This window comes from Pseudomonas sp. 14A, from assembly GCF_018132745.1.
GTDB classification, from domain to species: domain Bacteria; phylum Pseudomonadota; class Gammaproteobacteria; order Pseudomonadales; family Pseudomonadaceae; genus Aquipseudomonas; species Aquipseudomonas mercuritolerans.
Map to the genome: position 1 here is coordinate 454,159 of NZ_JAGRQJ010000003.1, position 19,569 is coordinate 473,727.

A 19,569-nucleotide genomic window follows, 5' to 3' on the forward strand; every position below is an offset into this window, starting at 1 on the left:
CCCACAGGGGTAAGGCATCAAGCCTCAGGCTGTGGCGTGACCTGATCCGCCGCATCTTCACTGCGATGCAGTGCGACCTGGCGGATCGACAGGCGAATTTCCGCCGGCAACACGCGCTTGGCCGCGCCTTCGGCCAGCTCGCCAAGCAGTTCGTGATAGCTGAGCTTGCCGGCTTCGTCGCGGCGCAGGACGTCGAGGTCGAGCAGGGTCTGGATGAAGTGGCGGAACAGACTCTTGTCGAAGAATTCCGGCGCATTGAGGCCATGGAGGATCGACAGGCGCTGGGCCATTACTGTGCAGAGGTCTTCCAGCTCTTCGGCGCTGATGCTGTTCTGGCCGCTATTGAGCAGCAGGGACACGGTCATGTAGAAACGCTGCAAGGTCTGCGCGATGCTTTTCGACAGCAGCGTCAGCAGCACGAAATGCCGCGAACTCGGCGCCGGGCGCAGGTACAGGTCTTTCTCGAAACGCAGCAGGCCCTGCTCGACGAACGCTTCCAGCCACTGGTCGATCACTGCATCAAGTTCGTCCAGGCTCCAGCGGATGAACAGCTCCGATTGCAGGTACGGATACAGCGCGCGGGTGTAGCGCAGGATCTGCTCGCGGCTCATGCGCGAGGTGCTCTGGAAGAAACTCGCCAGCAACGACGGCAGAGCGAAAATGTGCAGGACGTTGTTGCGGTAGTAAGTCATCAGGACCGCGTTCTGCTCGTCCAGATAAAGAATCTTGCCCAGCGCATCGTTCTGCTCGGCGAGCAGATCCATGTCTTTCACATGCTCGATCAGCGCGCGGCCATCGCCTTCCGGCAAGGTGGTGTGTGGCGAGTACGGCACTTTGCGCAGCAGCGCCAGATACAGATCCAGCACCCGCGCCATGGCCCGATCGTCCAGCGCCAGACGCGTGGTCGACAGCAGGGCCAGCGCTACCAGATTGACCGGGTTGATCGCCGCCGCTTCGTTGAGGTGCCGGGCGACTTTCTCGCCGAGGCGGTTGGTGGTTTCGTTGAGCCACGCCGGTTTGAACTGCGGGCCGAGCTCCTGCTGGCGCCAGTCCGGTTGCTCGGCGTCGAGAAATTCCGCCAGTTTGATCGGCTCGCCGAAGTTGACCGCGACCTGACCGAAGCGCTGCTTGAGCGCGCCGATCACTTTGAAAATATCGAAGATCGATTCTTTTTTCTTGCTCGCCCCGCGCAGTTCGCCGAGGTAGGTGCGGCCTTCGAGCACGCGCTCGTATCCGATGTACACCGGCACGAACACGATCGGCATCCGCGAAGAACGCAGGAAACTGCGCAGGGTGATCGCGAGCATGCCGGTTTTCGGTTGCAGCATGCGCCCGGTGCGCGAACGACCGCCCTCGACGAAATACTCGACCGGGAAACCTTTGGTGAACAGCGTGTGCAGGTATTCGTTGAACACCGAGGTGTACAACGGATTGCCCTTGAAGGTGCGGCGCATGAAGAACGCACCGCCGCGACGCAGCAGGCTGCCGATCACCGGCATGTTCAGGTTGATCCCGGCGGCGATGTGCGGTGGGGTCAGGCCGTTGCGGAACAGCAAATAGGAAAGCAGCAGGTAGTCGATGTGGCTGCGGTGGCACGGCACGTAGATCACTTCGTGACCTTGCGCGACGTTCTGCACGCCCTCGATGTGGTTGACCTTGATGCCGTCGTAGATCTTGTTCCAGAACCAGCTCAGCACCACTTCGAGAAAGCGGATCGCGGTGTAGGTGTAGTCCGAGGCGATTTCGTTGCCATAGCGCAGGGCCTGGGCCTTGGCTTTCTCCGGGGAGATTTTTTCGCGCTCGGCTTCGTCGAGGATCGCCTGTTTGACCAGCGGCTGGTTGAGCAGGCCTTTGACCAGATTGCGCCGGTGGGAAATGTCCGGGCCGATCACCGCGGCTTTCAAGTTGCGGAAGTGCACGCGCAGGATGCGCTGGGCCATGCGCACGGTGCGCTCATGACCCTTGTTGTGATCGATCAGTTCGCGCAGGTGGATCGGCGCGGAAAATTGCACGCGGGTTTTACGCCCGAGGACGATGATACTCAGCAGTCGACGCAGACGACCGGTGACCGCCCAGCTGTCGGCGAACAACAGTTTCCACGGGCTGTTTTCGCTGTCTGGCGACTGGCCCCAGAACACGCTGACCGGAATGATTTGCGCGTCTTCGGCAGCGTTCTGTGTCAGCGCGCTGACCAGACGGGTCAGGGTCGGCGGCGCGCCGCGTTTGTCCTGGCGGCCGAGCCAGTCCGGGTCCGGCGTCAAATAGAAAAACGCCGCCGGCTCGATCAGCGCGCCCACCGACACCGCCAGCACCGGGCGCGGCAGGCCGGCCTTGGTGCACTCTGTGTCAACCACCGCCAGATCGGTCAGCGAAGGGTTTTGCAGGACGTAGAACACCGGACGACTGCGGTCGAGGTTAAGAGTGAACGACGACTGATTGATGGTCTCGGAGCGAACCCAGAGATACAGCAGGCGGCGCAGGGTGCCAAACACAAGACGGCGGAACGGGGAACGGGTCATACGGCTTCTGCGTGAGTGAATAGAACCGAGCGGTTGCTCAAGTGGGCGACAGTTTGCCGGATTCACCGAAAATCGGCAAAAAAGCGCCGAAGTAATCTCCTGTTGAGAGTTTCCGCACCTGTCATATACTCGGCGCTCTGTTGCCGGTGCCCTGTCATGGACGTCGGACGCAGGCTGACGTTCCTCAAAGGCTTTCCTGCGAAAAGCCCGTTCAATAATAAAAAAGGAGTATGAACAGATGGCAACACGCGAAACCGGCAACGTGAAGTGGTTCAACGACGCCAAAGGCTACGGCTTTATCCAGCGCCAAGACGGCGTGGACGTGTTCGTGCACTACCGCGCGATACGCGGCGAAGGGCACCGCTCGCTGACTGAAGGCCAACAGGTCGAGTACGCCGTGATTACTGGCGAGAAGGGATTGCAGGCTGAGGATGTTGTAGGCCTGTAACACAAACTTCTAGAGCGCCAAAAACCACTGTGGGAGCGAGCCTGCTCGCGAATGCGCTGTATCAGTCACCATTCATATCGACTGACACTGCGCATTCGCGAGCAGGCTCGCTCCCACATGGGCTCTACGTTGCCCCGGTTAAGCGGTTTTCCAGGTGATCTCTTCTTCTCCGTCTGCGCTGATGCGAATCCAGCGATCGGCGGTTTCTTCACCTTCTTCTTCGACCCACGTCCCCGGTGCACAACGCACTTCGACGTTCAGTGCGGCAAAGGCTGCGCGGGCGCAGGCGATGTCGTCGTCCCAGGGGGTCTGGTCGCTTTCCAGGAACAGGCTGTTCCACTTGCCCACGGCTTTCGGCAGCCAGGTCACCGGCACGTTGCCGGCCTTGCACTTGTACGTCTGGCCTTTCTGCACCCAGTCGCTGCACGGGCCCAGCGCTTGGCCGAGCCAGGTGGAAATGGCCTTGTGGTCGACGTCGGCGTCTTTCAGGTAAATCTCGATGTCCGGTTGGCGCATGGATGTCCTCACTGCGGGTCTGAAAAATCCATTCGCGGATTTAGCCGGCCCCGGGCCTTTGCCCGAGACCAAAAGTTATTGAAGAACGAAATAATCGTAGCGCATCGACACGGTGGTCTCGAACGGCTCGGCCTGCTCGATCACCGCCGCACGACGCTCGGCACTGGCACGCCAGCCGTGAGGCGTCATCGCCAACAGGTTGGCGCGGTCCTCGGGCTTGTCCAGGGTCAGTTTGAATTCCAGCGTCTCGCTGTGCGCCAGCGCCATGCCTGCCGGCACCAGCGCCAGGTGCTTGTCGTCGGTGTACTCGCGCACTTCGTCGTACAGGCGCTCGCGCAATTCCATCAGATGGCCACGGGTCGGGCCGACTTTCATCAGCCCGCCGCCGACGCTGAGCAGACGCTTGGCTTCTTCCCAGTCCAACGGACTGAAGACGCTGGCGAGAAATTGGCAACTGCCTGAAGCCAACGGCACGCGGGCCATGCTGGCAATCAACCAGGTGATCGCCGGATTGCGTTTGCAGGCTCGTTTGACCGCTTCACGGGAGATATCCAGCGCGTAGCCATCCGCATTGGGCAACGCTTCGGCGATTTGCGCGGTGTAGTAACCCTCGCCACAACCGATGTCGACCCAGCGCTCCGGCGCATAACTCGCCGCCAATTCAGCCAGACGCCTGGCGACTGGCGCGTAATGCCCGGCGTTGAGGAAATCACGCCGCGCCTCGACCATCGCTTGATTGTCGCCCGGGTCGCGGCTGTTCTTGTGCTGCACCGGCAACAGGTTCAGATAACCCTGACGCGCACGGTCAAACCGATGCCCGGCGGGGCAGACCACGCCGTTGTCCACCGCATTGAGCGGCTCACTGCAGATCGGGCACGCGAGCATCAGGCGAGCAACTTGATCAGGGTCTGGTAATAGATTTCGGTCAGCACGTCGAGATCGGCTGCCAGCACGCGTTCGTTGACCTGGTGAATGGTCGCGTTGACCGGGCCCAGTTCAACCACTTGCGTGCCCATGGTCGCGATGAAGCGGCCATCGGATGTGCCGCCGCTGGTCGACGCCTTGGTCTCGCGACCGGTGATGTCCTTGATGCTCGACGACACCGCATCGAGCAGCGCGCCCGGTTCGGTGAGGAATGGCAGGCCGGACAGCGCCCAGTCGATCTGCCAGTCCAGACCATGCTTGTCGAGGATGTCGGCAACGCGTTTCTGCAGGCCTTCGACGGTCGATTCGGTGGAGAAACGGAAGTTGAACACCGCCACCAGATCACCGGGAATCACGTTGGTCGCGCCGGTGCCGGAATTGAGGTTGGAAATCTGGAAACTGGTCGGCGGGAAGAAATCGTTGCCGTGGTCCCAGTGCTCGGCGGCCAGCTCTGCCAGCGCCGGAGCGGCGAGGTGGATCGGGTTCTTCGCCAGATGCGGGTAGGCCACGTGACCTTGCACACCTTTGACCGTGAGCTTGGCGCCGAGGGAGCCGCGACGGCCGTTTTTCACCACATCGCCGACCAGGGTGGTGCTCGACGGCTCGCCAACGATGCACCAGTCCAGGCGCTCGTTGCGCGCGACCAGACGTTCGACCACAGCCTTGGTGCCGTGATGCGCCGGGCCTTCTTCATCGCTGGTGATGAGGAAAGCGACCTTGCCTTTATGGTTCGGATAGTCGGCGACGAAACGTTCAGCGGCGACTGTCATCGATGCCAGGCTGCCTTTCATGTCTGCCGCGCCACGGCCGCAGAGCATGCCGTGGTCGTCGATCACGGCATTGAACGGATCGATCTGCCATGCGGTAACCGGACCGGTCGGCACCACGTCGGTGTGGCCAGCGAAGCACAGCACCGGGCCGTCGTTGTTGCCGTGAGTGGCCCAGAAGTTATCCACATCTTCGATGCGCATCGGCTCCAGGGTGAAACCGGCATCGCCCAGGCGCTGCATCATCTGCTTCTGGCAGTCGGCATCGACCGGGGTCACGGAAGGACGGCGGATCAGGTCGATGGCCAGTTGAAGGGTCGGCGATAGGTCGGCGTGGGCCGTCATGGAAAACTCCGGGATCATGGGGTATGAGCTTGGGCGTCTAATGTGGGAGCGAGCCTGCTCGCGAAAGCGGTCTACCTGGCACCTTAAAGGTTGAATGTTACAACGCCTTCGCGAGCAGGCTCGCTCCCACAAGGGACAGGGGTGGTCAGTCAGACCGGTTATCACGCCAAGCCCCGCAAAATGGCGGTTATCTTAAAGCAAAACGGCGACCATTGGCCGCCGTTTAGTGCTGCGTTGCGGATTTAGACGACCGGTGCCGGCTCAGCCTTGGCCACAGGTTTGGGCAGCGACGACAGGAACGCCATGATCAGCGCCGCCAGATACGGCAGCGACTGCACCAGCAACATGGTTACCCAGAAGCGCATGTCATTGCTCGGGATGCCCTGCACGAGGAAGATCCCCAGCGCCGCGCCCCACAGCAACAGCATGATGAACAGCTCCTCGCGAGCCTCGCTGATCGCCACCCAGAAACCGTGGTTGTCAGCGTTTTTCGGCGTGCGGAAAAACGGAATGCTGCTGGTGAAGAAACCGTACAGTACCGCTTTGGCGATGGTGTGCGACAACGCCAGGCCGGCCAGTGCCGCGCAGAACGCATCCTTCAGATTCACGCCGACGGCGCGGCGGTAGAGGAAGATGATCTTGCCGACCTTGAACACGAACAGCGCCAGCGGCGGGATCGCGAAAATCAGCAACGGCGGATCGACCCGTTGCGGCACGATGATCATCGCCGCCGACCATAGCAGGGCGCCGACGGTGAAGAAGATGTTCATGCCATCGGCGACCCACGGCAGCCAGCCAGCGAGGAAGTGATAACGCTGACCGCGAGTCAGTTCGGTGTCCTTGCCGCGCAGCAGGCTGCGGGTGTGGCGCTTGATGATCTGGATCGCGCCATAGGCCCAGCGGAAACGCTGTTTCTTGAAGTCGATGAAGGTATCCGGCATCAGGCCCTTGCCATAGCTGTCGTGGTAATACGCCGCCGACAGGCCCTTCTCGAACACGCGCAGACCGAGCTCGGCGTCTTCACAGATGCACCAGTCAGCCCAGCCCAATTCTTCCAGCACGGAACGGCGGGTCATGGTCATGGTGCCGTGCTGAATGATCGCGTCACGGTCGTTGCGGGTGACCATGCCGATGTGGAAGAAGCCTTTGTATTCGGCGTAGCAGAGCTTTTTGAAAGTGCTTTCGTTCTGGTCGCGATAATCCTGCGGCGACTGCACCACGGCGATTTTCGGGTCGGCGAAGTGCGGCACCATGTGCTTGAGCCAGTTGGGGTGCACGCAGTAGTCGGAGTCGATCACGGCAATGACTTCGGCATCCTTGGCGGTATGCGGAATCAGGTAATTCAGCGCGCCGCCCTTGAAACCGGCCAGCGGCGAAACATGAAAGAACTTGAAGCGCGGGCCGAGGGTCGCGCAGTAATCGCGCACCGGTTCCCACACCGCCGGGTCCTTGGTGTTGTTGTCGATGATCAGGACTTCGAAGTCTGGATAATCGAGCGCGGCCAAGGCATCGAGGGTCTGTTTGACCATCTCTGGCGGCTCGTTGTAGCAGGGCACGTGAATCGACACTTTCGGTCGGTAATCGGAATCGCCCAGCACCGGCAGGAATTCCCGCCGGCGCTTGTGAATCCACACCGCTTCGGCCAGTTCATGGGCCTCGGTGAGCAGCACGATGAACACCCCGAGCGCACCGAGCGCCAGGAGGAATCCGACCGTGAGGCTGAACCACGTGCTGTATTGCTGGCTGTAGTCGTAACCGATGTACACCAGCACCGAACCGCAGAGGAACGCGATAAACGTCAGGAACGTGCGACCGCGCTGGCGCAAGGCCGAGCCGTCGATCATCAGCAGGGTCAGCGACAGCAGCGCCAGTACCACCGAGCCGATGGCCAGCACGCGCCATTGCGGAATCGCCACCACCGGGCCTTCGAAATTGAATTTCTGCTGGCGCGCGGCGTTGAACACGCCCCAGTAGGCGCCGACCGAACCTTCATCGCTGGCCTTCCACGGCTGATCGAACGCTTCGATCACGAAGTAGTTGAAGCCTTGGCGATTGAGCTTGTTAACCAGCGTGCGCAGATAAATTGCCTGATCCGCCGGCGAGGCATCGGCGCCACCGCGCATGCGCCCGTTGCTCGGCCAGCCGACCTCGGAGAGCAGCAGCGGTTTTTTCGGAAACAGCTTTTTCAGATCGCGGGCGCGGTCGAAGACGAACTGGCCGGCCTTGTCCACCGGGATGAATTCCCAGTAGGGCAGGACGTGGGCGGCGATCAGGTCAACGTGCTTGGCCAGTTGCGGGTATTTCTCCCAGATGTGCCATTGTTCGGAGGTGGTTACCGGCACCTTCACCGCAGCGCGCACCCGATCCAGCAGAACGATCAAAGCCTCAGGGGTGATTTCTTCGCGAAACAGCGCCTCGTTGCCGACCACCACGCGCACGACGCTGCGCGAGGTGTTGGCCAGTTCGATGGCTTTGGTGATTTCCCGTTCGTTGCGTTCCTGATCCGGACTGATCCAGATACCGAGGGTGACGCGCAGGCCGAATTCTTCAGCCAGTTTCGGGATGTCTCCCAACGAACCGTCGACCGAATAGATACGAATGTTGTCGGTCAGCTTGCTCATGATTTCCAGGTCACGGCGCATTTCATCGTCAGACGGATACTGATCCTTCTGAGGGAATTGCCCCTGCTGGAATGGCGAATACGAGAAGCCGGAGATTTGCTGCGGCCAGTTCGGCGCCGTGACCGGGCGATTGACCAGCGCCCAGAAACCGGTGAACAAGGCAGCGATGGCCAGCACCACCACCAGGTTGAGTCCAAATTTACGCGATGACATAGCTGTTTCGGGTTCCAAAGGCTGTGGAACGAAGGATCGGTCGGATAGACGCCCGAGGGGCGCGCATCCTACACCGGCGGTTAACCAGTCGTACAACTGACGGGAAAATGCCTGACGTTGGGCAGTCGTCTCTGACTTAAGTTCTTACACTTGTCGCTTGCAGCTTAAAACTTGTCGCTGCGTAGCCCTATAATGCGCGCCGGTTTTTGGGGTAATGGTCATGAGTACAGAAGATCCGCGGTTTGCAGGCATCGCCCGTTTGTATGGCATCGAAGGCCTGGAACGCTTGCGCGCCGCCCATGTGGCGATCGTCGGCGTCGGTGGCGTCGGTTCCTGGGCGGCGGAAGCGATGGCCCGGTGCGGGGTCGGCGAGATTTCGCTGTTTGACCTCGACGACGTCTGCGTCAGCAACGCCAACCGCCAATTGCATGCGCTGGACAGCACCGTCGGCAAACCCAAGGTCGAGGTGATGGCCGAGCGTCTGCGCGGGATCAACCCCGATTGCACGGTGCACGCCGTGGCCGATTTCGTCACCCGCGACACCATGGCCGAATACATCACGCCGAACATCGACTGCGTGATCGACTGCATCGATGCGGTGAACGCCAAAGCGGCGCTGATCGCCTGGTGCAAACGCCGCAAGATCCAGATCATTACCACTGGCGGGGCGGGCGGGCAGATTGACCCGACGCTGATTCAGGTCTGCGATCTGAACCGCACCTTCAACGACCCACTGGCGTCGAAAGTGCGCTCGACCTTGCGTCGTGACTACGGCTTCTCCCGCACCGTGACCCGCCATTACAGCGTGCCGTGTGTGTTTTCCACCGAACAGCTGCGCTACCCGAAACCGGACGGCAGCATTTGCCTGCAGAAGAGTTTTGTCGGCGACGGTGTGAAGCTCGACTGCGCCGGCGGCTTTGGCGCGGTGATGATGGTCACGGCGACGTTTGGTATGGTCGCGGCGACCAAGGCTGTGGACAAGATTGTCGCTGGTGTTCGGCGCCCGGCGGACCGGGTCAGGCCTCAAGCCTGAAGGTGTTAATGAGGGCCTCTTCGCGAGCAGGCTCGCTCCCACAGGGAAATGCATTTCCATTGTGGGAGCGAGCCTGCTCGCGAAGGCGATTAGCGCGCCAACTCATTCATCCGCGTGAGCACGGCATTGAGGCCATTGCTGCGCGATGGCGATAGCTGGCGGGACAGGCCGAGCTGATTAAACCAATCCGGCAAATCGATTTGCTTTATATCAGCCGCCGACAAGCCGTTGACCCGCAACAGCAACAACGCCACCAACCCGCGAATCATTCGCGCATCGCTGCTTGCCTTGAACTGCCAGTGCCCGTCGCGCAAATCGCCGACCAGCCACACCTGACTCTCACAGCCATGCACCCGGTTGGCCTCGCACTTATCCGCGTCATCCAGCGCCGGCAAACGATCACCAAACTGCATCAGCAGCCGCGCCCGCTGTTCCCAGCCCGCCGCAGTCTGAAACGTCTGCAGCGCTTCGGCTGCTTCCACCGGCAGGCTCATCGCAACATCTCCAGGGCCTGATCCAAAGCCTCGAAAAAGCGCTCCAGATCTTCCGAGTCGTTATACAGCGCCAGCGACACGCGAATCGCGCCGGCCAGTTCGAAGCTTTTCATCAATGGCATGGCGCAGTGATGCCCCGCGCGCACGGCAATGCCTTGTTCGGTAAGCAGATGCGCCAGATCAGCGTTGTGCACGCCTTCGACGACAAAACTGGCCAGCGCCAGTTGCGGCTTGCCCAGCAGGCGAATGCCGTTGCGGGCGGCGAGGCCGCGCAGCAGATAGTCGTGCAGTGCCGCTTCATGGGCAGATACGGCGTCCTGATCCAAACCGGCCAAGTAGTCGAGGGTCGCTCCGAGGCCGATGACGCTGGCGATCGGCGGTGTGCCTGCCTCGAACCCCAACGGCGCCGGGCGGAAGCGCGAATCCTGATAGTTGGCGTCGAGCACCATCTCGCCGCCGAACTGCCAATGCTGCAATTGCTCCAGCGCAGCGTTGCGCCCGAACAGCACGCCGAGGCCATCGGGGCCGTAGAGTTTGTGGCTGGAAAACACATAGAAGTCGCAACCCAGCGCCTTTACATCATGCCGACCGTGCACCACACCTTGCGCACCATCGACTACCGTGAGCGCGTTCTGCGCCTTGGCCATGCCCAGCAAAGCGGTCAGTGGCTGCCAGGCGCCGAGCACATTGGACAACTGGCTGACCGCCAACAAACGCGTGCGCGGGCCGATCAGATGCACGGCAGCGCCGAGGTCGATCAGGCCGTCGGCATCCAGCGGCAGGATCACCAGTTTCAGCTGACGGCGTTGCGCCAGTTGCTGCCACGGCAGCAGGTTGGCGTGATGCTCCAGGGCGCTGATGACGATCTCATCGCCCGGCTGAAACAGAGGCTCCAGACCATAAGTCAGCAGATTCAGCGCGCTGGTGGCGCCGTGGGTGAAGATGATTTGCCCGCTGTCACCGGCATTCAGCCATTGGCCAACCTTGCGCCGACTGTCTTCGAACGCTTGCGTCGCGTGGGCACCGGGCAAGTGTTGCGCACGATGCACATTGGCCGCGCCGTTGGCGTAGTAATGCGTCAGTGCGTCGAGCAGGGCCTGGGGTTTTTGCGTGGTGGCGGCGCTGTCCAGATAGGTCTGGTCTTGCCGTTGCAGCGCGGCGATGGCCGGGAAATCGGCGCGCCAGGGAGAGGGGATCATCATGAGTTCAGCCCTGTGAAATTGGGCGGGGTGTACGCCAAACCTTGCGGGAGCGAGCCTGCACGCGAAAGCGTCCTTGAGGACGCCAAAAGCTTCGCGAGCAGACTCGCTCCCACAGGCCTACAGCGCTTAGTTGTGAGCGTGCAGCGCTTCGTTCAGTTCGATCGCCGATTTGTGGGTCTTGCACTCCACAGCACCGGTTTCCGAATTGCGACGGAACAGCAGATCAGTCTGACCCGCCAGCTCACGCGCCTTCACAACCTTGACCAGATTGTTGTGCTCGTCCAGCAGCGCAACCTTGGTGCCGGCGGTCACGTACAGGCCCGATTCCACGGTGTTGCGGTCGCCCAACGGAATGCCGATACCGGCGTTGGCGCCAATCAGGCAGCCTTCGCCGACCTTGATCACAATGTTGCCGCCGCCCGACAGAGTGCCCATGGTCGAGCAACCGCCGCCCAGGTCCGAACCTTTGCCGACGAAGACGCCAGCGGAAACGCGGCCTTCGATCATACCCGGGCCTTCGGTGCCGGCGTTGAAGTTGATGAAGCCTTCGTGCATCACGGTGGTGCCTTCACCGACATAGGCGCCCAGACGCAGACGTGCAGCATCAGCGATACGCACGCCGGCCGGTACCACGTAGTCGGTCATTTTCGGGAACTTGTCCACCGAGAACACTTCCAGCAGCTCGCCGCGCAGACGCGCTTCGAGTTGCATTTCCGCCAGTTCGCTCAGGTCGATCGCGCCCTGGCTGGTCCACGCCACGTTCGGCAGCAGCGGGAAGATACCGGCCAGGCTGACGCCGTGCGGCTTGACCAGACGATGCGAGAGCAAATGCAGTTTGAGATAGGCCTCAGGCGTGGAAGTCAGTTGCGCATCTTCGGCCAGCAAAGTGGCGACCAGCGGCTTGTGGCTTTCGGCCAGGCGGGTCAGCAGCTTGCCCTGCACGGCGTCGATGCCTTTCACGGCTTCAGCCAGTTGCGCGGCCTGGGCGGTGGTGAAGGTAATGGCCTGGTTGCCTTCGGTGTAACCGAGGATCGGCGCAACAGCCGCGACCAGTTCGGCCGAAGGATTGAGCAGCGGCTGGGCGTAGAACACTTCCAGCCATGCGCCTTGACGGTTCTGGGTGCCGACACCAAAGGCGATGCTGAACAGGGAATTGGACATGTGAATACCTCTACAAAGAGTGACGGGCTGCTTACTTCAGAGCGGCCGCGTAGATATCTGGCTTGAAGCCAATCAGGGTTCGGTCACCGAGATCGAGCACCGGGCGCTTGATCATCGAGGGTTGTGCGAGCATCAGTTCGATGGCTTTCGACTGGTCGAGATCGGCTTTGCGTTCGTCGTCGAGTTTGCGAAAGGTCGTGCCGGCGCGGTTCAACACGGTTTGCCAGCCGTGCTCGTCGCACCATTGGCTCAGGTGCTCACGGTCAATGCCGGCGGTCTTGTAATCGTGAAAGTCATAGCTGACAGCGTGTTCATCGAGCCAGGTGCGCGCCTTTTTCATGGTGTCGCAGGCTTTGATGCCGAAAAGGTGCAACGTTTTACTTGAAACGGCCAAGGAATCGCCCCCTTTACAGGTGCTGGAAAAAAATGGTGACGGATTATGCCATGACCGGACGGTTTCGTCGGCCACGGTTGTCGTAACGCTGTAAAACCTGTGGGAGCGAGCTTGCTCGCGAAGGGGGCCTGTCAGTCAATTTCTGTGCTGAATGACACACCGCATTCGCGAGCAAGCTCGCTCCCACATTTAGTCCGGCGTCTGGCCGTGCGACATAGGTGCAACGGTCAGCGACAGCCTAAGGCGCTAATATGGCAGTTCAATGCTGTCGATCGCCTGAGATTCTGGTTTTATGCAAACTGCTTACACCGTCCTGATCCTGCTGATGCTGGTCAGCGTCTCGCGCCTGGTCGGCCGGGTCATCCCGCTGCCGTTGCCGCTGGTGCAAATCGCCGCCGGTGCCTTGCTCGCCTGGCCGACGCTTGGCCTCCACGTCGTCCTCGATCCCGAATTGTTTTTGTTTCTGTTCTTGCCGCCACTGCTGTTTTCCGATGGCTGGCGCATGCCCAAACGCGCCTTCTGGCAATTGCGCGGACCTATCCTGACCCTGGCCGTCGGCCTTGTTCTGTTCACCGTAGTCGGTGCCGGTTATTTCATTCATTGGTTGCTGCCGACGATTCCACTGCCCGTGGCCTTCGCCCTTGCAGCGGTTCTGTCGCCGACGGACGCCGTGGCGGTGTCAGCGATTTCGCAGAACCGTCTCCCCACGCCGCTGATGCACATACTCCAGGGCGAGGCGCTGATGAACGATGCCTCAGGCCTGGTGACCTTCAAGTTCGCTCTCGCTGCAGCGGTCACGGGCGTTTTTTCGTTGACCAATGCCAGCCTGACGTTCGTGGCGGTGGCGCTCGGCGGTCTGGCGGTCGGCGTGGCGCTGAGCTGGCTGGTCGGCCGCTTGCGCGCGTGGATGATCGCCCGTGGCTGGGACGATCCAGCTACGCATGTGGTGTTCATGTTGCTGCTGCCGTTTGCCGCTTATGTACTGGCCGAACGTTTGGGCGCCTCGGGTATTCTTTCCGCAGTGGCGGCGGGGATGATGCAGAGCTGGCTCGATCTGCTGCCACGCCAGACCAGCACCCGCCTGCTCAATCGCAGCGTCTGGGCGCTGCTCGAATTTGCCTTCAATGGCTTGATCTTCCTGCTGCTCGGCCTGCAATTGCCCGACATCATCAAAGCGGTCGTCAGTCACGAACCCACCTTGTGGCCAACGCTGTTCTATCGCTGCCTCGATGTGCTGGCGATTTTCGTCGCGCTGGTGCTGCTGCGGTTCATCTGGGTGCAAAGCATCTGGCGCTTGTCGGTGTTGCTGCGCCGATTGCGCGGCAAGGGCGAGCTGACGCAAGTGCCGACGGCGCGCTCCTGCTGGTTGCTGACGGTGGGCGGTGTGCGCGGGGCGGTAACGCTGGCGGGCGTGATGTCAGTGCCGATGTTGATCGGCGCGGAGGCTTTTCCTGAGCGCGACCTGCTGATCTTCATTGCTGCCGGGGTGATTCTGCTGTCGCTGGTCTCGGCCTGTATCGCGCTGCCCTTGCTGCTGCGCGGCATCGACAAAAGTCCCGACGACAAGCGTCGTCAGGAAGTGCGCGATGCCTGGCGCAAGACTGCCGAGGCGGCCATTCACTCGCTGGAAACCGAAGAAGTCGTCCCACAGGATGCCGCTCAAGCGGCGCTGGCAGCGGAGCTCAAGGCGCGGATCATGTCCGAATATCGCCATCAACTCGACGTGTTCAACGATTCAGCGGAAGCCCAGGCCTTGGCGTTCCAGATGGATCTGCTTGAGCGTCGCCTGCGCTTAAAAGCGCTGCGCGCGCAACGCCTGGAACTGTACAGCCTCAGTCGGCAGCATCAGATTGGTGATGATGTGCTCAGGGAAGTGTTGGCCGATCTGGACTTGAGTGAGGCCAACCTGGGCCAGGTCAAATAATCTGCGCTCGATAATCAATGGCGGGATAACTTTGCCTGGCGAGGCGTTTGTCCCGTTCACTGAGTTTCATGTTGAAGGCAATCTCGAAGTTACCATGGGTCAAGAAATTCGGTACCGGGTAATGCATGATTGAAAGACTGTCGTATTCTCCTTTGAAAGTACTATCGCAATTGTTTATGCGGAATATGTTCATTTCAATTTCATCATCATTCCAGCCCTGAGTTTCCTTGAAGTACATATAAACAGCTTCCATATTCCATGGAATATTCGCATCGGGATGCAGATGGGCATGATGAAATCCCAGTGCATGTCCGAACTCATGCAGCAGCGTGGCTTCAAACTGCGGGTCTTGCAAAGCGGTCTGTATGACCAGCGTGGGTTCTTCGGGGCCGAGGTCCAGGGCTTCGGTGCCGATTGCCGACCAGTTCTCGTCGCCGTTCAGGGCGATACGGATTTGCCCTTGGCCTTGTTCGACCTGTTCGAATGTCAGGCTGACAACCGGTTCCCATTGGCGAATTATGCGTTCGACCCGGTAGGCAACTTCATCGGGTAAATCTTCCATGAACGAAAAAGTTACCGTGCTGGCGTTGCTCCATAAGCGGTTGGAGCAGGCGATGGCACGCTTGTGACGTTCTCCCGAGGTGAAGTTGCGACTGCGCATTTTGACGAAGGGGTAGTGGTGCATGATCAATATCCATATTGATTTACGAGATGGTTGTGGGTGCTGTTTGCAGGTTATTTTCTGAATCGATAAAAGCGACAGTAACTGAGCCAGAAGACTATCTTTGGTAAAGGCGGGTTGGAAGTCGTTAATTGCTTTGATATGTATCGCAGTGATCAAGCCGCGCGCCAGATTGCCTGGCGCGGGCCGATATTACTTATTGTTGACGGGTGATGAAATCGCGAATCCGTTCGGCGGCTTCGACGCATTCCGCCAACGGCGCAACCAGCGCCATGCGCACACGCCCGGCGCCAGGATTGACGCCATCGACATCGCGAGACAGATACGAGCCCGGCACCACGGTCACGTGTTCCTGTTCGAACAGATCACGGCAGAACGCCGCGTCGTCACCCTTCACGTTCGGCCAAAGATAGAAACTGCCGTCCGGACGCTGTACGTCCATGACCGGGCTGAGGATGTTCAGCACCGCATCGAACTTCTCGCGATACAGTGCGCGGTTGGCGCGCACATGCACTTCGTCATTCCACGCGGCAACGCTGGCCAGTTGGGTTTGGACTGGCATCGCGCAGCCGTGGTAGGTGCGATAGAGCAGGAAACCCTTGAGGATGTCGGCATCGCCGGCAACGAAGCCTGAACGCAGGCCCGGCAGGTTGGAGCGCTTGGACAGACTGTGGAAGACCACGCAGCGCTTGAAGTCATTGCGACCCAGTTCGACGCAGGCGCTGAGCAGGCCCGGCGGTGGAGTTTGCTCGTCGAAGTACAGTTCGCTGTAGCACTCGTCGGCGGCAATGACGAAGTCGTACTGATCAGCCAGGGCGATCAGCTTCTTCAGGGTCTCGACCGGAATCAGCGCGCCGGTCGGGTTGCCCGGCGAGCACAGGAACAGAATCTGGCAGCGCTGCCAGATCTCCGGCGCTACTGCGTCGAAGTCCGGGTTGAAGCCGTTTTCATCCAGGCATGGCAGGTAATGCGGCTTGGCCCCGGCGAGAAACGCCGCGCCTTCGTAGATCTGATAGAACGGGTTGGGGCTGACCACCAGCGCATCGTCGCCACGGTTGACCACGGTCTGGGTGAAGGCGAACAGCGCTTCACGGGTGCCGTTGACCGGCAGCACATTGCGCGCCGGATCGATCCAGCCGCTCGGCACACCAAAACGACGCTCGCACCAGCCGGCGATCGCTTCGCGCAGGGCCGGGATGCCGAGGGTGGTCGGGTACACCGCCATCTGATCCAGATTGTTCGCCAGCGCTTCGGCGACAAAACTCGGCGAACGGTGTTTCGGCTCGCCGATCGACAGGGCGATCGGGCGTTTGTCCGGGTTCGGCGTAACGCTGCCGAGCAGGGCGCGGAGCTTTTCGAACGGGTACGGCTGGAGCTGGTTCAGAGCGTTGTTCATGGGGGCCTCTTTTAAATGCTCAAGAGCTTTCTGTGGCGAGGGGATTTATCCCCGTTGGGCTGCGAAGCGGCCCCAAAACCATTCACTGCGGTTCAACTGAATGTCCGCATACACAGGTTTTACGACTGCTTCGCAGCCGAACGGGGATAAATCCCTTCGCCACAGGGGATTGTATGTACCGGAGGAAAGCATGGGCTGCATTCACAGGGATAAACGGGTGATTCAGATACTGATCCGCGAAAGTTTGATATCCGGTTCCTGATTGACGCTCAGCTGTTCGACGATCGCATCCTGCAAACGGCTGCACAGCAGCGGATCGGACAGCGGCTGGTTGTGCGCGTCGGTGATGAAGAACACGTCTTCCACGCGCTCTCCCAGGGTCGCAATCTTGGCGTTCTGCAGCGACAGGTCGAACTCGAGGAAAATCCCCCCGACCCGCGCCAGCAGGCCCGGCCGGTCAGGCGCCGTCAGTTCCAGCACGGTCACCGGACGCTGGGCGTCGTTGTGAATCGTTACTTGCGGGGCGAAAGCGAAGTGTTTGAGCTGACGCGGCACCCGGCGCTGGATGATCGTCGGGTAGTCGTCCGGGTTGCGCAGTGCCTCGGTCAGGCCTTCGCGGATCTGCTTGATCCGCGCCGGGTTGTCGCCGATCGACTCGCCTTCGTTGTCGAGCACGATGTAGGTGTCGAGGGTGAACTGGCTGCTCGAGGTGATCACCCGGGCGTCGTGAATGTTCAGGTTGAGCTGGTCCATCGCCGCCACGGTCACGGCGAAGAAATCATGCTGGTCCGGTGCATAAATGAAGATCTGCGTGCCGCCTTCGAACTCGCGCTGGGTGGTTTCCTTGATCAGCACCAGCGGCCCGCCATCGACTGGTTGCTGCAGGATCGCGTCGCTGTGCCAGGCTACATCGCCGGCGGTGTGGCGCAGGAAATAGTCATCGCCCAATTGCGCCCACAGTTGCTCGACATCGTCCGGGTCGGTGCCGCCGCGCACCAGAATGTCCAGCGCCGCACTCTGAGTCTGGCGAATCTGTTCTTCGCGATCCACCGGGTTTTCCAGACCCCGGCGCAGGGCGCGCTTGGTCTCGGTATAGAGCTGGCGCAGCAGGCTGGCGCGCCATGAGTTCCACAATGTCGGGTTGGTCGCGTTGATATCGGCCACGGTCAGCACATAGAGGTAGTCGAGGCGCGTCTCATCGCCGACCGCCTGAGCAAAATCGTGGATCACCTGCGGGTCGGACAGATCCTTGCGCTGCGCAGTGGTGGACATCACCAGATGGTTCTGCACCAGCCAGACGATCAGGCGGCTGTCCCACACCGGCAACTGATGGCGCTGGCAGAACGCCTCGGCATCGACCGCGCCGATCTCCGAGTGATCGCCGTGCCGGCCCTTGCCGATGTCGTGATACAGACCGGCCATGTAGATCAGTTCAGGCTTGGGCAGCTTGGCCATGAGCTTGGCGGCCAGCGGAAATTTCTCCGAGACCTGGGTGTACTGCAGTTTGCGCAGGTGCTTGATCAAGTTCAGCGTGTGCGCATCGACTGTATAGATGTGGAACAGGTCGTGCTGCATCTGCCCGACGATAAAACCGAACTCCGGCAGATAACGGCCGAGAATGCCGTAGCGGTTCATCCGCCGCAGATTGCGATGAATGCCGATCTTGCACTTGAACAGCTCGATGAACAGGCTGGTGTTGCGGATATCGTTACGGAAGTTGTCATCGATCAGGTGCCGATGTTCGCGCAGCAAACGAATGGTGTCGGCGCGCACACCTTTGATTTCCGGCTGCTGGGCCATCAGCACGAAAATTTCCAGCATGGCGAACGGCGTGCGGCGGAACACGTTGTCATTGCGCGCTTCGATGTAACCGTCATGCAACTGGAAGCGCGAATTGATCGGTTGCGGCGGCGCTTCGTCTTCCGGGGCGAGGATGACTTCCTCGAAGTGCTGGATGATCAGATCGCTCAACTGGGCGATGCTCATCACCGTGCGGAAGTATTGCTGCATGAAGTTTTCGACCGCCTGTTTGGCGTCGTCTCCTTCAAAGCCGAGCAGGCCGGCAATGGTGCGCTGGTGATCGAACAGCAAGCGGTCTTCGGAACGACCGGCGAGCATGTGCAGGGCGTAGCGCACTTTCCACAGGAATTCCTGGGAGGAGGCGAGCAGGGCGTTTTCGCTTTCGACCAGAAAGCCTTCGCCAGCGAGGGCGCGCAGGTTCAGGGTGCCGTACTGACGGCGGGCCACCCACAAAATGGTCTGAATATCGCGCAGGCCGCCGGGCGAACCTTTGACGTTCGGTTCGAGGTTGTACTCGGTGTCGTTGTATTTGTGGTGACGTGCTTTCTGTTCCGCACGCTTGGCGAGGAAGAACTCCTTGGCCGGCCACATGTGCGCGGTGCTGGTGACGTCGAGCATGCGCTGGCGCAGACGCTCGGGGCCGCAGATGGTGCGGCTTTCCATCAGGTTGGTGACCACAGTCAGATCGGCGCGGGCCTCTTCGGCACACTCATCGACCGAGCGCACGCTCTGGCCGACTTCCAGACCGATGTCCCACAGCAACGTTAGAAAACGCTCGATGGAATCGCGGAAAACTTCGTGGTCGGCACTGTCGAGCAGGATCAGCAGATCAATGTCGGAATAGGGATGCAGCTCGCCGCGACCGTAGCCGCCTACTGCCACAAGGGCGATGTCGGCGTCTTCGCTCCAGTTGAACTGCTCCCAGGCCTTTTGCAGGATATTGTCGACAAACCAGGCGCGGTCCTCGATCAGGCGGCGGATGTCGCGGCCATTGCGAAAACGCGTGTCGAGAACCTCGCGGGCCTGGCGGATCGCCTTCTTGAACGCCGCGATGGGACTCGCTTTGAGGGCCAGTTCAGCCTGGAACTGGCCGCGGTCGAAGAGTTCGGGATCCACCTGCGGCATCGATT

General features: G+C 60.6%; 15 protein-coding genes and 1 pseudogene. 4 read left to right on the forward strand and 12 right to left on the reverse strand.

The window, feature by feature from the left end; all coding sequences use genetic code 11:
- Positions 1 to 17: 17 nt before the first annotated feature.
- On the reverse strand, positions 18 to 2,519 hold the full coding sequence (gene plsB / locus PS14A_RS04655) for a glycerol-3-phosphate 1-O-acyltransferase PlsB (RefSeq protein WP_137215257.1): 2,502 nt from the start codon (positions 2,517 to 2,519) through the stop codon (positions 18 to 20).
- Positions 2,520 to 2,757: 238 nt separating this feature from the next.
- Between plsB and PS14A_RS04660 the strand changes: the two genes are divergently transcribed.
- Positions 2,758 to 2,967 (forward strand): cold-shock protein, encoded by a 210-nt coding sequence (locus PS14A_RS04660; protein WP_130911681.1) that lies wholly within the window; start codon positions 2,758 to 2,760, stop codon positions 2,965 to 2,967.
- 138 nt (positions 2,968 to 3,105) lie between these two features.
- On the opposite strand, the gene PS14A_RS04665 is transcribed toward PS14A_RS04660, so the two are convergent.
- The 4 genes from PS14A_RS04665 to PS14A_RS04680 form a co-directional block, all read right to left on the reverse strand.
- A complete protein-coding gene (locus PS14A_RS04665) occupies positions 3,106 to 3,483 on the reverse strand; it encodes a hypothetical protein (protein ID WP_137215258.1) in 378 nt (125 codons plus the stop codon).
- A gap of 75 nt (positions 3,484 to 3,558) precedes the next feature.
- A complete protein-coding gene (locus tag PS14A_RS04670; protein WP_130927477.1) occupies positions 3,559 to 4,368 on the reverse strand; it encodes a putative RNA methyltransferase in 810 nt (269 codons plus the stop codon).
- Positions 4,368 to 5,519, reverse strand: coding sequence for a succinyl-diaminopimelate desuccinylase (dapE, locus tag PS14A_RS04675; RefSeq protein ID WP_212615418.1), 1,152 nt, complete (start codon positions 5,517 to 5,519; stop codon positions 4,368 to 4,370). The genes PS14A_RS04670 and dapE overlap by 1 nt, the downstream gene beginning before the upstream one ends.
- 242 nt (positions 5,520 to 5,761) lie before the next feature.
- On the reverse strand, positions 5,762 to 8,353 hold the full coding sequence (locus tag PS14A_RS04680; protein WP_056783195.1) for a glycosyltransferase: 2,592 nt from the start codon (positions 8,351 to 8,353) through the stop codon (positions 5,762 to 5,764).
- Positions 8,354 to 8,567: 214 nt separating this feature from the next.
- On the opposite strand from PS14A_RS04680, the gene tcdA reads away from it, so the two are divergent.
- Positions 8,568 to 9,386, forward strand: a complete 819-nt coding sequence (gene tcdA, locus PS14A_RS04685) for a tRNA cyclic N6-threonylcarbamoyladenosine(37) synthase TcdA (protein ID WP_130911684.1) — start codon at positions 8,568 to 8,570, stop codon at positions 9,384 to 9,386.
- Positions 9,387 to 9,475: 89 nt separating this feature from the next.
- Here the strand turns inward: tcdA and PS14A_RS04690 are convergent, their stop codons facing one another.
- The 4 genes from PS14A_RS04690 to PS14A_RS04705 form a co-directional block, all read right to left on the reverse strand.
- Positions 9,476 to 9,880, reverse strand: coding sequence for a SufE family protein (locus PS14A_RS04690; RefSeq protein WP_212615419.1), 405 nt, complete (start codon positions 9,878 to 9,880; stop codon positions 9,476 to 9,478).
- On the reverse strand, positions 9,877 to 11,082 hold the full coding sequence (locus PS14A_RS04695) for a cysteine desulfurase (protein WP_212615420.1): 1,206 nt from the start codon (positions 11,080 to 11,082) through the stop codon (positions 9,877 to 9,879). Before PS14A_RS04695 ends, PS14A_RS04690 begins: the two co-directional genes overlap by 4 nt.
- A gap of 126 nt (positions 11,083 to 11,208) precedes the next feature.
- Positions 11,209 to 12,243 carry a 2,3,4,5-tetrahydropyridine-2,6-dicarboxylate N-succinyltransferase gene (dapD, locus tag PS14A_RS04700; RefSeq protein ID WP_003222105.1) on the reverse strand — a complete coding sequence of 345 codons (1,035 nt, stop codon included), beginning with the start codon at positions 12,241 to 12,243 and terminating at the stop codon, positions 11,209 to 11,211.
- Positions 12,244 to 12,274: 31 nt separating this feature from the next.
- Positions 12,275 to 12,637, reverse strand: coding sequence for an ArsC family reductase (locus PS14A_RS04705; RefSeq protein WP_130911686.1), 363 nt, complete (start codon positions 12,635 to 12,637; stop codon positions 12,275 to 12,277).
- A gap of 99 nt (positions 12,638 to 12,736) precedes the next feature.
- Between PS14A_RS04705 and PS14A_RS26795 the strand changes: the two are divergent.
- Together PS14A_RS26795 and PS14A_RS04710 are read left to right on the forward strand one after the other, a co-directional pair.
- Positions 12,737 to 12,823: pseudogene (locus PS14A_RS26795) on the forward strand (metal ABC transporter ATP-binding protein); the annotation flags it as partial.
- 106 nt (positions 12,824 to 12,929) lie between these two features.
- Positions 12,930 to 14,561, forward strand: coding sequence for a Na+/H+ antiporter (locus PS14A_RS04710; RefSeq protein ID WP_130911687.1), 1,632 nt, complete (start codon positions 12,930 to 12,932; stop codon positions 14,559 to 14,561).
- On the opposite strand, the gene PS14A_RS04715 is transcribed toward PS14A_RS04710, so the two are convergent.
- The 3 genes from PS14A_RS04715 to PS14A_RS04725 all read right to left on the reverse strand — a co-directional run bounded on the left by PS14A_RS04715 (position 14,554) and on the right by PS14A_RS04725 (position 19,564).
- A complete protein-coding gene (locus PS14A_RS04715; RefSeq protein ID WP_137215262.1) occupies positions 14,554 to 15,246 on the reverse strand; it encodes a M12 family metallopeptidase in 693 nt (230 codons plus the stop codon). The two genes, PS14A_RS04710 and PS14A_RS04715, sit on opposite strands and share 8 nt — an antisense overlap.
- A gap of 193 nt (positions 15,247 to 15,439) precedes the next feature.
- Complete coding sequence (gene dapC, locus PS14A_RS04720; protein ID WP_212615421.1) at positions 15,440 to 16,639, reverse strand: succinyldiaminopimelate transaminase; 1,200 nt, start codon at positions 16,637 to 16,639, stop codon at positions 15,440 to 15,442.
- A gap of 222 nt (positions 16,640 to 16,861) precedes the next feature.
- The gene (locus tag PS14A_RS04725) at positions 16,862 to 19,564 is read right to left on the reverse strand and encodes a [protein-PII] uridylyltransferase (protein WP_016771478.1); all 2,703 of its coding nucleotides are present in this window, start codon (positions 19,562 to 19,564) and stop codon (positions 16,862 to 16,864) included.
- Positions 19,565 to 19,569: the final 5 nt, after the last annotated feature.